Raw genomic sequence first — 14,854 nt, 5'->3', positions numbered from 1 at the left:
CAGGGGAGAGACAGTGCTCAAGGGCTTCCGCGACTTCATGATGCGCGGCAACGTCATCGACATGGCCGTAGGCGTGGTCATCGGTGCCGCGTTCACCGGCGTGGTCACCGGCTTCGTCACCGCCTTCCTCACCCCCGTGGTCGGCGTGGTGGTCGGCGCGGCCGGCGACTTCAGCGCCTACACCTTCTCGGTGGCCGGCGTCACCTTCCCGTACGGCCAGTTCCTGAACGTGCTGATCGCGTTCGTGCTGACCGCCGCGGTGCTGTACTTCTGCGTGGTGCTGCCGGTCTCCAAGGCCACCGCCCGCTACCTGCCGAAGAAGCCCGCGGTGCCCAAGCGCCCCTGCCCCGAGTGCCTGACCGAGATCCCGGAGGCCGCCCGCCGCTGCTCGGCGTGCACCGCCGTGGTGCAGCCGGTCATCCCGGTCCAGGTCGCCGTGAAGCGCTGATTTCGCTCCAGTGCGGTGCTTGGTTTACGATGGTGCGTCGGCTCTCTCGTAGCGTGTTCCCGCACGCCCTCCGTCCAGGGGAACCCCTCGGACCGAGGTGAAGCCTGGTTCGCACGAGCGTTCCGCATACGGTAGCCGGACCCGAAGGGTGGATCTCGCAGTTCATGGCTAAGAAGCAAGGCGCCATTGAGATCGAGGGCACCGTGATCGAGTCTCTTCCGAACGCGATGTTCAAGGTCGAGCTGCAGAACGGTCACAAGGTCCTCGCACACATCAGCGGCAAGATGCGCATGCACTACATCCGCATCCTCCCGGATGACCGGGTCGTGGTGGAGCTCAGCCCCTACGACCTGACCCGCGGCCGGATCGTCTACCGCTACAAGTAACAACCGCCAGATCTAGACCCCGGAGAACCTGAATCATGAAGGTCAAGCCGAGCGTCAAGAAGATCTGCGACAAGTGCAAGGTGATCCGCCGCCACGGCCGGGTCATGGTGATCTGCGACAACCTGCGCCACAAGCAGCGCCAGGGCTGATCCACCCCCCGCATTTCTCGTAGTACCTTCGCGCGACGCGCACCAACGTCACAAGCGGGCCGCCCGATCCGTCCGTCCGGACGGACTGCCACCCCCGGTCAGAGGCCGGGGCTCCCTGTCGAGAGACAGCGAGTAGGCGGCGCGTCAGACCTCTGAGAAGAAACACAGGAGCCTTGAATGGCACGCCTTTCCGGCGTTGATCTCCCCCGCGAGAAGCGGATCGAGATCGCCCTCACCTACGTGTACGGCATCGGCAAGACCCGCGCCCAGCAGGCGCTGGCCGAGACCGGTGTGAGCGGCGACATCCGCGTGCGCGACATCACCGAGGACGACCTCGTCAAGCTGCAGAAGTTCGTCGACGCGAACTTCGAGGTCGAGGGTGACCTCCGCCGCCAGGTCGCCGCCGACATCCGCCGCAAGGTCGAGATCGGCTGCTACGAGGGCCTGCGCCACCGCCGCGGCCTGCCCGTCCGCGGCCAGCGCACCCACACCAACGCGCGTACCCGCAAGGGCCCGCGTCGCGCGATCGCCGGCAAGAAGAAGCCGGGCAAGAAGTAGTCCGTCCCGTCACCGGACATCCCTCCGGCCCGCGGGATAGCGGACCGACCACCTCAGTAGGAGAACAGACTTATGCCCCCCAAGGGTCGTCAGGCTGCCGGCGCGAAGAAGATCCGCCGCAAGGAGAAGAAGAACGTCGCCCACGGGCACGCTCACATCAAGAGCACGTTCAACAACACCATCGTTTCGATCACCGACCCCGCGGGCAACGTGATCTCCTGGGCCTCCGCCGGTCACGTCGGTTTCAAGGGCTCGCGCAAGTCGACCCCGTTCGCCGCGCAGATGGCCGCCGAGGCCGCTGCCCGTCGCGCGCAGGAGCACGGCATGCGCAAGGTCGACGTCTTCGTCAAGGGTCCGGGCTCCGGCCGTGAGACCGCGATCCGCTCGCTCCAGGCCACCGGCCTGGAGGTCGGCTCGATCCAGGACGTCACCCCTACCCCGCACAACGGCTGCCGTCCGCCGAAGCGCCGCCGCGTCTGACGCGACGCCTGGGTTCACCAGGCGGCCGGTGTTTTAAACCTGGTACGGGGTCCCGTTCTCTGCGGGACCCCGTACGCTTGAGTTCTATCGGCATCAAATAGTGGGTGCCGAAGACAACTGGAGGATCCAGAACATGCTGATCGCTCAGCGTCCGTCGCTGACCGAAGAGGTCGTCGACGAGTTCCGCTCGCGGTTCGTGATCGAGCCGCTCGAGCCGGGCTTCGGCTACACCCTCGGCAACTCGCTCCGCCGCACGCTCCTCTCCTCGATCCCCGGTGCCGCCGTCACCAGCATCCGGATCGACGGCGTCCTGCACGAGTTCACCACCGTGCCGGGCGTCAAGGAGGACGTCACCGACCTCATCCTGAACATCAAGCAGCTGGTCGTCTCCTCGGAGCACGACGAGCCGGTCGTGATGTACCTGCGCAAGCAGGGCCCGGGTGTGGTCACCGCCGCCGACATCGCGCCCCCGGCCGGTGTCGAGGTGCACAACCCCGAGCTGGTCCTCGCCACGCTGAACGGCAAGGGCAAGCTGGAGATGGAGCTGACCGTCGAGCGCGGTCGCGGCTACGTCTCCGCCGTGCAGAACAAGGCGTCGGGCCAGGAGATCGGCCGCATCCCGGTCGACTCCATCTACAGCCCGGTGCTCAAGGTCACCTACAAGGTCGAGGCGACCCGTGTCGAGCAGCGCACCGACTTCGACAAGCTGATCGTCGACGTCGAGACCAAGCCGGCCATGCGTCCGCGCGACGCGATGGCGTCGGCCGGCAAGACCCTGGTCGAGCTGTTCGGCCTGGCCCGCGAGCTGAACGTCGACGCCGAGGGCATCGACATGGGCCCGTCCCCGACGGACGCAGCCCTGGCCGCGGACCTGGCGCTGCCGATCGAGGAGCTGGAGCTCACCGTCCGCTCCTACAACTGCCTCAAGCGCGAGGGCATCCACACCGTGGGTGAGCTCGTCGCCCGCTCGGAGGCCGACCTGCTCGACATCCGCAACTTCGGTGCGAAGTCGATCGACGAGGTCAAGGCGAAGCTGGCCGGCATGGGCCTGGCCCTCAAGGACAGCCCGCCCGGGTTCGACCCGACCGCCGCCGCCGACGCCTTCGGCGCCGACGACCTGGACGACCAGGGCTACGCGGAGACCGAGCAGTACTGAGTTTCGACACCGGGGGCGGTCCTCGCCGGACCGCCCCCGGTGGCGTGAGAAGTCGTGCGGACGCGGTGTCCGCACGCCCGCTGCGGTACCTGGTACGGCCGTAGTCGGAGATTCGAGGAGCTGAACATGCCCCGTCCCACCAAGGGTGCCCGTCTCGGCGGCGGCCCGTCCCACGAGCCGCTGCTGCTGGCCGGCCTGGCCCGCGAGCTGTTCCAGTACGGCCGCATCACCACCACCGAGGCCAAGGCCCGCCGCCTGCGCCCGCTGGCGGAGAAGCTGATCACCAAGGCGAAGAAGGGCGACATCCACAACCGTCGCCTGGTGCGCAAGACCATCACCGACGTGTCGGTGCTGCACACCCTCTTCACCGAGATCGCCCCGCGGTTCGAGAACCGCCCCGGCGGCTACACCCGCATCACCAAGATCGGCGGCCGCCGCGGCGACAACGCGCCGATGGCCGTGATCGAGTTGGTCGAGGGCGAGATCGCCACCAAGGCGACCGTCGCCGAGGCCGAGGCCGCCACCAAGCGCTCCGTCAAGGAGGCCGAGACCAAGGCCGCCGAGACCAAGGCCGCTGAGGCCGAGGAGACCAAGGCCGACGAGGCCGCCGAGACCACCGAGGCCTGAGCTTCGTCGTAGGTCTTCGTCCGGGCCCGTTCTCCCGCTCGCCGGGGGAGCGGGCCCGTTCGCATCTCAGCTACGGGACAGGGGAGTTGGAGTGGTGAACGACTGCGCGGAGCTGCCGCCGGTGAAGGACGGCCCGGCGGACGGGCACACCCGGATCAGGCTGGACCTGGCCTACCACGGCGCCGAGTTCTCCGGCTGGGCCCGGCAGCGCGAACGGCGCACCGTGCAGGGCGAGTTGGAGGACGCGCTGCGGATCGTGCTGCGCAGCGAGGAGAACTTCCCGCTGACCGTGGCCGGCCGCACCGACGCCGGGGTGCACGCCCGCGGCCAGGTGGTGCACGTCGACCTGCCGGACGCGCTGTGGGCCCAGCACGGCGCGAAGCTGCTGCGCCGCCTGGCCGGGCGGCTGCCCGCCGACGTCCGGGTGTACCGGGTCTCCGAGGCGCCGCACGGCTTCGACGCCCGCTTCGCCGCGATCTGGCGCCGCTACGCGTACCGGGTGGCCGACCACCCGGGCGGGGTCGACCCGCTGCTGCGCGGGCACGTGCTGTGGCACGACCGGCCGCTGGACCTGGAGAGGATGAACGAGGCGGCGGCGCTGCTGGTCGGCGAGCACGACTTCGCGGCGTACTGCAAGAAGCGCGAGGGCGCCACCACCATCCGCACCCTGCTGGAGCTGCGCTGGGACCGGGTGCCGATCGACCCGTACGCGGCCCAGGAGGGCTCGCTGGCGGTGGCCACGGTGCGGGCGGACGCCTTCTGCCACAACATGGTGCGCGCGCTGGTCGGGGCGATGCTGCTGGTCGGCGACGGGCACCGGCCGGTGGAGTTCCCGGGCGAGGTGCTGGCCGGCGGGGTGCGCAACTCGGCGGTCAACGTGATCCGGCCGCACGGGCTGACCCTGGAGGAGGTCGGCTACCCGGCCGACGAACTGCTCGCGGAGCGCAACCGGGTCTCGCGGCGGCTCAGGACGCTGGGGGAGGCCGCCGCCGGGGCGGCGACCGGCGGCTAATCCGTTTTGTCGCGGGGTGGGGGCTTGGCACAATTCCGAAGCATGGGACACGTCGAGATTTCGCACCTTGAGTACTACCTGCCGGACGGGCGGGTGCTGTTCGACGACGCGTCCTTCCGGGTCGGCGAGGGCGCGGCCGTCGCGCTGGTCGGCGCCAACGGCGCGGGCAAGACCACGTTGCTGCGCATGATCGCGGGCGACGTCCAGCCGCACGGCGGCTCGGTGACGGTCTCCGGCGGCCTGGGCGTGATGCGCCAGTTCGTCGGCACCACCGGCCGGGAGAGCGCCGAGGACGCCCCGGGCGCGCTGCCCGCCGACGCCTCGGTGCGCGACCTGCTGGTCTCCGTCGCCCCCCGGCGGATCGCCGACGCGGCCCGCGCGGTGGACGCCGCGGAGCTGGCGATGATCGCCCAGGACGACGAGAAGTCGCAGATGGCGTACGCCCAGGCGCTGTCCGACTGGTCGGACGCCGGCGGCTACGAGTACGAGGCCGACTGGGACGTGTGCACGGTGGCCGCCCTCGGCATGCCGTTCGACCGGGCCCAGTGGCGCGGCCTGAACACCCTCTCCGGCGGCGAGCAGAAGCGGCTGGTGCTGGAGGCGCTGCTGCGCGGCCCGGACGAGGTGCTGCTGCTCGACGAGCCGGACAACTACCTGGACGTGCCGGGCAAGCGCTGGCTGGAGGAGGCCATCCGGGCCACCGGCAAGACGGTGCTGTACATCTCGCACGACCGCGAACTGCTCTCCCGCACCGCCGAGAAGATCATCGCGGTGGAGTCCGGCGCGAGCGGCTCCAGCGTCTGGGTGCACGGCGGCGGCTTCGACACCTTCCACGAGGCGCGCAAGGCCCGCTTCGAGCGCTTCGAGGAGCTGCGCCGCCGCTGGGACGAGGAGCACGCCAAGCTGAAGAAGCTGGTGGTCACGCTCCGGCAGGCGGCCGCGGTCAGCCACGAGATGGCCTCCCGGTACGCCGCCGCGCAGACCAGGCTGAAGAAGTTCGAGGACGCCGGGCCGCCCGAGGCGCCGCCGCGCGAGCAGTCCATCAGCATGCGGCTCAAGGGCGGCCGCACCGGCGTGCGGGCCTTCACCATGCAGGGCCTGGAGCTGTCGGGGCTGATGAAGCCCTTCGACCTGGAGGTCTTCTACGGCGAGCGGGTCGCCGTGCTGGGCTCCAACGGCTCCGGCAAGTCGCACTTCCTGCGGCTGCTGGCCGGGGACGGGTCGGTGCGGCACGGCGGCACGTGGAAGCTCGGCGCCCGGGTGGTGCCGGGGCACTTCCGGCAGACCCACGCCCACCCGGAGCTGCTCGGCCGCACGGTGCGCTCGATCGTCGAGGAGGAGCACGCGCTCTCCCGCGGCGCGGCGATGTCCGCGCTGCGCCGCTACGAGCTGGACCGGCAGGAGGAGCAGAAGTTCGAGTCGCTCTCCGGCGGGCAGCAGGCCCGGCTGATGATCCTCAAGCTGGAGCTGTCCGGCTCCACCGCGCTGCTGCTGGACGAGCCGACCGACAACCTGGACCTGGAGAGCGCCGAGGCGCTGCAGCAGGGCCTGGAGGCGTTCGACGGCACCGTGCTGTGCGTCACCCACGACCGCTGGTTCGCCCGGAGCTTCGACCGCTTCCTGGTGTTCGGCTCGGACGGCCGGGTCTACGAGTCCCCGGAGCCGGTCTGGGACGAGACCCGGGTCGTCCGCGACCGCTGACCCGCCTGTTCGGTGCCCCCGGCGCCGGGCCGGTTTGGAATCCGCGCCACCGGCCCGGTATCGTTGGCCGCTGTTGTGCGTATTGGCTCGCTCTATCTCACGTGAGAGGTCGGTACGCCGGAGACGACAGGCCGAACTCCAGCGGCTGCCCGAATTGCGTCCGGGCGGATCGGCTGGAGGCCCCGGGCCTTGGTGCTCCTGTCAGGACACACTCACTGAAAAGCGAAGGCTACGACCGTGCGTACGTACAGCCCCAAGCCCGGCGACGTCCAGCGTCAGTGGCACGTCATCGACGCGACCGACGTCGTGCTCGGCCGCCTGGCCTCCCAGGCCGCCAACCTCCTGCGGGGCAAGCACAAGGCGATCTACGCGCCGCACGTTGACACTGGTGACTTCGTCATCATCATCAACGCGGACAAGGTGCACCTCTCGGGCAACAAGAAGACCCAGAAGCTGGCCTACCGCCACAGCGGCTTCCCGGGCGGTCTCCGCTCGGTCCGCTACGACGACCTGCTCGCGAACAACCCCGAGAAGGCCGTCGAGAAGGCCATCAAGGGCATGGTCCCGAAGAACAGCCTGGGCCGTCAGATGCTCTCGAAGCTGAAGGTGTACTCGGGCGACCAGCACCCGCACGCTGCCCAGCAGCCGGTGCCGTTCGAGATCACCCAGGTCGCGCAGTAATTCCGGCCACCCACACCCCAACTGACGTAGAAGAGCTGAGGAACACCGTGGCCGAGACTGCCATCGAGAGCACCCTCGAGGTCGACTTCGACGACGAGAACGTCGACGAGTACACCACCGAGACCGAGTACACCACCGAGTCGCTGGCCGGCCGCTTCGGCGAGGCCGTCCCCGGCGCCGGCCTCGGCCGCCGCAAGGAGGCGATCGCCCGCGTGCGCATCGTCCCCGGCACCGGCCAGTGGAAGATCAACGGTCGCACCCTGGAGAACTACTTCCCCAACAAGGTGCACCAGCAGACCGTGAACGAGCCCTTCAAGCTCCTCGAGCTGGACGGCCGTTACGACGTCATCGCCCGCATCGCCGGCGGCGGCGTCTCCGGTCAGGCCTACGCGCTGCGCCTCGGCGTGGCCCGTGCGCTGAACGAGGCGGACGTGGACAACAACCGCGGCCCGCTCAAGAAGGCCGGCTTCCTGACCCGCGACTCGCGCGCCGTCGAGCGCAAGAAGGCCGGTCTCAAGAAGGCCCGCAAGGCGCCGCAGTACAGCAAGCGCTAATCGCACCCTTCATGCGATCCTCGCCCCGGAGCACTCCAGTGCTCCGGGGCGTTGTGCCTCCCGGACCGGTGCGCAGTCCGCGGGGGCGGCACACACGAGCCCACCACACGCGCGACAGGACGGGACGAACGCGAACATGGCACGACTCTTCGGTACGGACGGGGTGCGCGGGGTGGCCAACGAGGGCCTGACCGCAGAGCTGGCGCTGGGCCTGTCGGTGGCCGCCGCCCATGTGCTCGGCGACGCCAACGCGTTCGAGGGGCACCGGCCGGTGGCCGTGGTCGGCCGCGACCCGCGGGCCTCCGGAGAGTTCCTGGAGGCCGCCGTGATCGCCGGCCTGGCCAGCGCCGGCGTGGACGTGCTGCGGGTCGGCGTGCTGCCCACCCCCGCCGTGGCGTACCTGACCGGCGCCCTCGGCGCCGACTTCGGCGTGATGCTCTCCGCCAGCCACAACGCGATGCCGGACAACGGCATCAAGTTCCTCGCCCGCGGCGGCCACAAGCTGGACGACGCGCTGGAGGACGCCATCGAGGCGCACTACCACCGCTACGGCGCCGGCGACGAGAGCTGGAAGCGCCCCACCGGCGCGGCGGTCGGCCGGGTCCGCCAGTACAGCGAGGGCTTCGACCGGTACGTGGCGCACCTGGTCGCGGTGCTGCCGAACCGGCTCGACGGGGTGCGGGTGGTCATCGACGGCGCGCACGGCGCGGCCGCCCGGGTCGCCCCGGAGGCGTTCGCCCGGGCCGGCGCCGAGGTGGTGTACACCCTGGGCACCGAGCCGACCGGCCTGAACATCAACGACGGCGTCGGCTCCACCCACCTGGAGAAGCTGCGCGCCGCGATGAAGGAGCACCGGGCCGACCTGGGCGTCGCCCTGGACGGCGACGCCGACCGCTGCCTGGCCGCCGACGCGGAGGGCAACGAGGTCGACGGCGACCAGATCATCGCGATCCTGGCGGTCGGCATGAAGGAGGCCGGCACGCTGCGCCGCAACACGGCGGTGGCCACCGTGATGTCGAACCTGGGCTTCACCCTGGCGATGGAGCGCGAGGGGATCGAACTGGTGCGCACCGCGGTCGGCGACCGGTACGTGCTGGAGGAGATGAAGCGGCACGGCTACGCGCTGGGCGGCGAGCAGTCCGGGCACGTGATCCTGCTGGACCACGCGACCACCGGCGACGGCACCCTGACCGGCCTGATGCTGGGCGCCCGGCTGGCCGCCACCAAGCAGCCGCTGGCGGACCTGGCCTCGGTGATGACCCGGCTCCCGCAGGTGATGATCAACGTCAAGGACGTGGACAAGGACCGGGTGGAGACCTGCGCCGAGCTGCAGGCCGCGGTCGCCGGGGCGGAGGCCGAGCTCGGCACCACCGGCCGGGTGCTGCTGCGCAAGTCCGGCACCGAGCCGCTGGTGCGGGTGATGGTCGAGGCGGTCGGCCACGAGCAGGCGCAGGACGTCTGCCAGCGGCTCGCCGACGCGGTGCGGCTGCACCTGGGCTGAGCCCGGGCGGCCGGGGGAGGGCCGGGCCCTCCCCCCGTCCCGGCGGCGCCTACGGCTGCTGCTGCGGGGCGTTCTTCTTCACCGGGATCCACACCTGGTAGAAGCCGTTGCCGTAGCTGTTGTGGTACGGGATGCTGACCAGCAGCCGGTACTTGCCCTCGCTGCGCAGCTGCTTGGTGAGCTTGTCGTCGAGGGCCCCGGTGACCGTCCGGTCGAGCACCACGACGTCGAAGTAGCTGTCGGTGAGGGCGGCCTTGAAGCCCGCCTCGCCGGTGAGCACCTTCTTGTCCTTGGTCTGGTAGGTGATCGTGTACGTGGACGTCCACTGCCCGAAGTCGACCTGCCGGCGCAGGTAGTAGCGGGGCACCGAGTTCGCCTCGACCAGGTAATGGCCGTCGGGCACCAGCTGCCGGTTCAGCGTGGTGATCAGCTGGTCGGAGTTGGGCCAGGCGTGGTAGAGGCTGGTGGACTGCACCATGCCGAGCACCAGCATGGTGACCCAGGCGAGGATGCCGAGCTGCGGGTGGCGGAAGTGCGAGCCGACCACGCGGGTGATGCCGAGGGCGGCCATCGGGGCGGCGAAGAGCAGGCCGTAGCCGATGTGCTTGTGCAGCGAGACGCTCTCGTGGATCCAGATCTGGTAGGCCGGGGCGAGCAGCGCGGTGCCGGTCAGCAGCAGGCCCATCAGGACGCGCCAGAGCCTGCGTGGCACCCGGACCGCCTGCAGGGTCGGGGCCTCGCTCATCCGGCCCTTGAGGGCGTACAGGACGGCGCCCAGCAGGGCGAGGGCGAACAGCAGGCCGCCCCACTCGGCGCAGTCGCGGAGCATGTCCAGCCGGACGCCGTGGCCGACGGCCCGGCCGGTGGTGGTGGACCGCAGCCCCTTCAGCACGTCGGAGCCGGTGAGCCGCAGCGCGGCGTAGGCGCCGCCGACCGCGACGGCGGGGATCAGGAACAGCCGCAGCAGCGACCGCCAGGCGTGGTACGGGACGGCGGCCAGGCAGGCCAGCGCGACCACGACCGGGGCGTACATCAGCGAGGCGTACTTGACCGCGACGGCCAGCAGCAGGACCGGCGGGATCGTCAGGGTGCTCAGCCACCAGCCGCGCCGGGCGGTGCGCACCGCGAGCCAGGCGGCGAGCGCGAGCAGGAACAGCGCCAGCGCGTCGTAGGTGGCCAGCGCGCCCATGAAGAGGGTGGACTGGGTGACCGCGAAGCAGGCCGCGGCGACCAGGGCGACCCGCTCGTTGAACAGCCGGCGGGTCATCATGTACAGCAGCGCGGTGGCGCCCAGCATGAACGCCAGCGACAGGGCGCGGGCGCCGGCCAGGCCGAAGTACGCGTCGGCCGCGGCGGCCAGCGGCGGGTACAGCAGCGGCGAGCCGGAGAAGTACGAGGCGAAGGAGTCCGGCAGCGGCGGGCCGCCCTGCAGGTGGTGCAGCTGGAGGTGGCCGGCGTACAGGTACAGGGCCTCGTCCTCGAAGGCGCTGTTGCCCAGCCGGAGCGTCAGCAGCGCCTGGACGACCAGGACGACGAGCAGCACCAGGCGGCTGACCCAGGTGCGGCGGCCGCTGGGCAGCGGGTCCCAGCCGACCTCGGGGACGTCGGGGAGGGTGTATCCGGGCTTGGCGGCCGGCGGCGGCTGCTCCTGGGGCTGGGGTTCGACGGTGAACCAGCCGAAGTCCCGCTCCTCGTGGTAGCGGTCCTCCTCGGCCGGGGCCCCGGGGCGGTGGGTGTCGTCGCGCTGCTGCGTCATCAGGGGTTTCTCGGGTCGAAGCCGTACTGCGGGTCGGCGGCGTGCTCCTTGAACGCCTTGAGCGAACTGGGCGTCTTCTCCAGCCGCCAGTCCGCGCGCTTGCTGATGTTGAACCAGACGAAGCCGAGCACGTCCGGGTGCTTCCCCACACCGGTGAACAGCTCGGTGACGAACGAGGACGCCTTCTTGCCGGGCTCGGCGGCGGTCTCGCTGATGATGAACGGCTTGGGGCTGAACTTGCGGACCTGATCCATGGTCGGGCCGTAGAGCTGTTCGAAGTCCCTGTCGCAGCACTCGGTCCAGTAGCCGACCATGCCGACCCAGTCGACGTAGCCGTCCCCCGGGTAGTACGGCTGGAGCGGGATCTGCTGCACCGGGTTGACGATGTTCGGGCTCCACACCCAGATGACGTTGGAGGCGCCGCGGTCCTGGAAGATGTCGTGGATCCGGCGCCACGCCGTCACGAAGTCCTCGGCGCTGTTGGTCTTGGTGCCCCAGTCGTACCAGTGGCCGTTCATCTCGTGCGCGAAGCTGATCGCCACCGGCACGTTGGTCTTCTGCACGGCGGTGGCGAACGCCTTGACGTACGCGTCCGAGCCGCCCTTGGCGATGTCCGCCAGCGGCGTCCCGTGCGGCTCCCAGGCGATGTACGGCAGGGCGCCGTTCTGCCAGGTCAGCCGGACGCCGGTGGAGTCGAACTGGTCGCCCCAGCCGGAGTAGTTCTCGATGACGTTGGGCTGCTTGCCGACCATCTCGGTGTACTTCTGCACCGGGTCCCAGGAGGCCGGGGCGCCGTCCAGCGCGACGCCCAGGTACTTCTTCTGCGGCTGCAGCAGCGGCGTCAGGTCGACCGGGGCCCGGGTGGGGTCGGCGGAGGCGACCTGGGTGCTCCCGGCGCCGAAGGCGTCGCCGCCGGAGGAGGAGCCGGGCCGGTCGCAGCCGGTCAGCAGGGCGAGCGTCGCGGCCAGGATCAGGCAGGCGGTTCTGGCTCGACGGGTCGGGTTCACGCGGCCTTCTCGCTTCGGGGCTGGATGAGGGTGCGGCCGACCACCAGGGCGTAGAACAGCCCGGAGGCGAGCACCAGGGCGTAGTCCGGCGGGTAGCCGGTGAGGATGCGCCAGACGGCGACGCCGACCCAGGCCAGCGCGGTGCCGCCGCCCCACACGGACAGCCCGACCCAGAGCCGGCGGGTCCGGTTCTTCTTGGCGGTGCTGGAGCCGGTGGGCTGCCAGGCCATCCGCTTGCGGCGCAGGATGTCCCAGATCGCGAAGAAGTGCGCCCAGCCGTACATCATCCGGCAGGACCAGGCCTCCAGCCGGTACGGGACGCGGTGCCAGAGCGGGAAGATCATCGTGGTGTACACCAGGCTGGGCAGCACCAGCCACAGCCGCTCGACCAGGAACATCTCCGGGTGCCAGATCAGCAGGGTGAGCGGGATCACCGGCGACAGGAAGATGAAGATCGCGGTGTGGATGTAGTAGAAGAAGCCCGACATGTAGCACAGCCGGCTGCTCCAGCGGAGCTTGGTGTCCCAGAACTTGCGGCTGCCGAGCAGGCTCATCGAGCCGGAGCACCAGCGGTACTGCTGGTTGTAGAAGGCGCCGGCGGTGTCCGGGCAGACGCCGGTGGCCAGCGCCAGCGGGACGTAGCGCAGGCCCCAGCCCAGGCGGCGCAGGTCGAAGCCGGTGTGCACGTCCTCGGAGTGCTCGATCAGGGTGGTGCCGCCGTTCTCCTCCAGCGCGGCCCGCCGGTAGACGGCGCAGCTGCCGACGCAGATGGCGCCGTCCCTGGCCTGCCGGGAGACCTGCACGGAGCGGTAGAACAGCTCCTGGACGGCGCCGGCGCCGCGCTCGACCCAGCTCTGCGAGTCCAGCACCCGGAAGTACTGCGGGGACTGCACGATGCCGAGCTTCGGGTCGGCGGCCAGGTGCGGGAGCAGTTCGGTCAGCAGGTCGGCGCGCGGGGTGAAGTCGGCGTCCAGGATGAGGATGAACTCGCCGTCGGAGTTGTCGAACCCGAAGTGCAGGTTGCCGGCCTTCTTGTACCAGCCGCGGTTCGGACGGGTGCCGTAGCGGAAGCCGAAGTCGGCGGCCATCGCTTCGAGTTCGGGGCTGGCCGAGTCGTCGAGCACGTAGGGCATGCACAGCCCGGGGTAGCTGTCGGCCATCTCCCGCACGTGCGTCCAGGTGTTGTGCAGGATCTCGATGGGCTCGCCGCACACCGGCAGGAAGACGTCGACCGTCGGGTACTCGGCCGGGCGCCAGGAGCGGACCAGTTGGCGGTGGCCCTTGAGGTCGAAGTCGCCGTTGAGGCCGGTGACCCGCAGCGAGATCAGGTAGTAGACCACGGTGAACAGCAGGAACGGCGCGTAGAACCACAGCCAGGGCGAGCCCAGCAGCAGGGTGGTCTGGCTGAAGGCGAGGCAGCCGAAGCTGATCAGCGAGCTGAGCGTCAGCACCCACAGGTGGCGCTTGGTGTACGCGAACTTCTCGCTGTAGTCCGGGGGCTGCGGCAGCAGCCCGACCCGGGGAACCGGTCCGGGCCTCCGCCGGCGCTGCGCGGGGACGGCTGCCCGGCGCCGGTCGCGGCGCGTCGATTCGATGCTGCTGGACAAGATGGCCCCCGTCGTGGCCGTGCTTCGGACTCGATTCGGCCTGCCTGCGCGGCGGTTCGACGTGAGCCGGCGGCCGCTAGAGTCTAGCCGACGGCTTTTGCCCGATCGGCGCGAGGTAGTGACGCTTTCATTACGGTGGGCGGTGACGCGGCCTCAGAAAGCGGACATTTCGGTTTGCTGTGGAGGCGGCATCACCGAATGGGCGCACATGCCCTAGCATTCACGCACATGAGCGATGGGATGGGTGTACCGCAGAGTCCGAACACTCCGGACGGCCAGCCGCAGCAGCCCCATGGCGGCGCGCAGCAGGCGCCCGGCCAGCCTTCGGTCCAGGGCGCGCCGCCGTTCCCGCAGCAGCCCCAGCCCCAGCAGTGGCAGCAGCCCACACAGTACTCCTATCCGGGTCCGCCGCCGGTGCAGTCCGGCCCGCCGGTCCCGCCCGGCCCGTCGCCGGTCCCGCCGGTGCAGCCCGGCCCGCCGCTGCAGCCGCCGCCCGCGCCGGACTGGCAGCAACTGGCCGACCAGCGCGAGGCGCAGGCGCGGCGCAAGCGGATGCTGCTCACCGTCGGCATCGGGGCCGGCGTCCTGCTGCTCGCCGCGGGCGGCGTCTCCGTCGCCCTGCTGAACCAGAACGACAAGGACCCGGCCCCGGTCGCCTCCGGCTCGGCCTCGCCGTCCGCCCCGGCCACCGGCTCCCCGGCGGCCAGCGGCTCCCCGAAGCCGTCCGGCAGCGCCTCGCCGGCCAAGCCGCTGCCGCCGGCGGTCACCTCCGACGTGCTGTTCAACGACCAGTCGCTGAACATCGCCGGGCACAACTACGTGCGCAAGACCGTCGGCAACACCGACACGTGCTGGAAGGCAACCGGCGGCGGCCTCGGCGACGTCCTCAGCGGTGCCAACTGCAACCGGCTGATGCGGGCCACCTACTTCTCCGGCAACACGGCGGTGACGGTGGGCGTCGCGGTCTTCAAGGACGAGGCGGACGCGAAGAAGGCGGGCAGCGGGGTCAAGGGCCAGATCCAGGCGCTGTTCGGACAGGACGACGTCGCCGTGTTCTGCCGCGACGTCCCCTGCGCGCTGACCAACCGGGTCGAGGGCCGCTACGTGGTGTTCACGGTCGCGGGTCCGATCGGCGGCGGCGCCGGCGACCAGGACCCGGTCGCCCAGAGCTCCGGCAGGGAACTCGACGGCTACTTCGACCAGTTGCTGACCAAGGGGGCCTGACCTCCGG

At 70.6% G+C, this 14,854-nt stretch carries 16 protein-coding genes; 13 read left to right on the top strand and 3 right to left on the bottom strand.

Features of this window, described 5'->3' with window-relative positions; genetic code table 11:
• The first annotated feature begins 13 nt into the window (after window positions 1–13).
• The 12 genes from mscL to glmM all read left to right on the top strand — a co-directional run bounded on the left by mscL (window position 14) and on the right by glmM (window position 9,253).
• Window positions 14–448, top strand: coding sequence for a large conductance mechanosensitive channel protein MscL (gene mscL, locus OO48_RS08980; RefSeq protein WP_033213984.1), 435 nt, complete (start codon window positions 14–16; stop codon window positions 446–448).
• Window positions 449–612: 164 nt separating this feature from the next.
• The gene (infA, locus tag OO48_RS08975; protein ID WP_003956442.1) at window positions 613–834 is read left to right on the top strand and encodes a translation initiation factor IF-1; all 222 of its coding nucleotides are present in this window, start codon (window positions 613–615) and stop codon (window positions 832–834) included.
• A gap of 35 nt (window positions 835–869) precedes the next feature.
• Window positions 870–983: a 50S ribosomal protein L36 gene (gene rpmJ, locus OO48_RS08970; protein WP_003956441.1), complete on the top strand. Its 114-nt coding sequence runs from the start codon at window positions 870–872 to the stop codon at window positions 981–983.
• A gap of 177 nt (window positions 984–1,160) precedes the next feature.
• Window positions 1,161–1,541, top strand: a complete 381-nt coding sequence (gene rpsM / locus OO48_RS08965) for a 30S ribosomal protein S13 (protein WP_033213983.1) — start codon at window positions 1,161–1,163, stop codon at window positions 1,539–1,541.
• A 72-nt stretch (window positions 1,542–1,613) separates the two neighbouring features.
• Window positions 1,614–2,021, top strand: a complete 408-nt coding sequence (gene rpsK / locus OO48_RS08960) for a 30S ribosomal protein S11 (protein WP_030232513.1) — start codon at window positions 1,614–1,616, stop codon at window positions 2,019–2,021.
• A gap of 133 nt (window positions 2,022–2,154) precedes the next feature.
• A complete protein-coding gene (locus OO48_RS08955) occupies window positions 2,155–3,177 on the top strand; it encodes a DNA-directed RNA polymerase subunit alpha (protein ID WP_030457404.1) in 1,023 nt (340 codons plus the stop codon).
• 126 nt (window positions 3,178–3,303) lie between these two features.
• Entirely contained in the window at window positions 3,304–3,804 is a 501-nt protein-coding gene (gene rplQ / locus OO48_RS08950) for a 50S ribosomal protein L17 (RefSeq protein ID WP_033213976.1), read from the top strand.
• Between the two features lie 121 nt (window positions 3,805–3,925).
• Window positions 3,926–4,816, top strand: coding sequence for a tRNA pseudouridine(38-40) synthase TruA (truA, locus tag OO48_RS08945; protein ID WP_033214112.1), 891 nt, complete (start codon window positions 3,926–3,928; stop codon window positions 4,814–4,816).
• Between the two features lie 42 nt (window positions 4,817–4,858).
• Complete coding sequence (locus OO48_RS08940) at window positions 4,859–6,517, top strand: ABC-F family ATP-binding cassette domain-containing protein (protein ID WP_033213974.1); 1,659 nt, start codon at window positions 4,859–4,861, stop codon at window positions 6,515–6,517.
• A 237-nt stretch (window positions 6,518–6,754) separates the two neighbouring features.
• Window positions 6,755–7,198, top strand: coding sequence for a 50S ribosomal protein L13 (gene rplM, locus OO48_RS08935; protein WP_014136251.1), 444 nt, complete (start codon window positions 6,755–6,757; stop codon window positions 7,196–7,198).
• Window positions 7,199–7,245: 47 nt separating this feature from the next.
• Window positions 7,246–7,752, top strand: coding sequence for a 30S ribosomal protein S9 (rpsI, locus tag OO48_RS08930; protein WP_033213973.1), 507 nt, complete (start codon window positions 7,246–7,248; stop codon window positions 7,750–7,752).
• A gap of 136 nt (window positions 7,753–7,888) precedes the next feature.
• Window positions 7,889–9,253 carry a phosphoglucosamine mutase gene (glmM, locus tag OO48_RS08925; protein WP_033213972.1) on the top strand — a complete coding sequence of 455 codons (1,365 nt, stop codon included), beginning with the start codon at window positions 7,889–7,891 and terminating at the stop codon, window positions 9,251–9,253.
• A gap of 49 nt (window positions 9,254–9,302) precedes the next feature.
• Here the strand turns inward: glmM and OO48_RS08920 are convergent, their stop codons facing one another.
• Genes OO48_RS08920 through OO48_RS08910 form a run of 3 tightly spaced genes read right to left on the bottom strand, consistent with a single transcriptional unit; the run spans window position 9,303 to window position 13,473 of the window.
• Window positions 9,303–11,009, bottom strand: a complete 1,707-nt coding sequence (locus OO48_RS08920; protein WP_081952004.1) for an ArnT family glycosyltransferase — start codon at window positions 11,007–11,009, stop codon at window positions 9,303–9,305.
• On the bottom strand, window positions 11,009–12,016 hold the full coding sequence (locus tag OO48_RS08915) for a glycoside hydrolase family 26 protein (protein ID WP_033213971.1): 1,008 nt from the start codon (window positions 12,014–12,016) through the stop codon (window positions 11,009–11,011). The genes OO48_RS08920 and OO48_RS08915 overlap by 1 nt, the downstream gene beginning before the upstream one ends.
• Window positions 12,013–13,473 carry a glycosyltransferase family 2 protein gene (locus OO48_RS08910; RefSeq protein ID WP_425338524.1) on the bottom strand — a complete coding sequence of 487 codons (1,461 nt, stop codon included), beginning with the start codon at window positions 13,471–13,473 and terminating at the stop codon, window positions 12,013–12,015. The genes OO48_RS08915 and OO48_RS08910 overlap by 4 nt, the downstream gene beginning before the upstream one ends.
• Before the next feature lie 378 nt (window positions 13,474–13,851).
• Here OO48_RS08910 and OO48_RS08905 point away from each other — a divergent pair, with 378 nt between their 5' ends.
• Window positions 13,852–14,847: a hypothetical protein gene (locus OO48_RS08905; RefSeq protein ID WP_157845409.1), complete on the top strand. Its 996-nt coding sequence runs from the start codon at window positions 13,852–13,854 to the stop codon at window positions 14,845–14,847.
• The last annotated feature ends 7 nt before the right edge of the window (window positions 14,848–14,854 follow it).

It is taken from the genome of Kitasatospora phosalacinea (genome assembly GCF_000716545.1).
GTDB classification, from domain to species: Bacteria; Actinomycetota; Actinomycetes; order Streptomycetales; family Streptomycetaceae; genus Kitasatospora; species Kitasatospora phosalacinea.
Note: the sequence above shows the minus strand (reverse complement) of the source record. Positions and strands in the feature narration are given on the sequence as shown.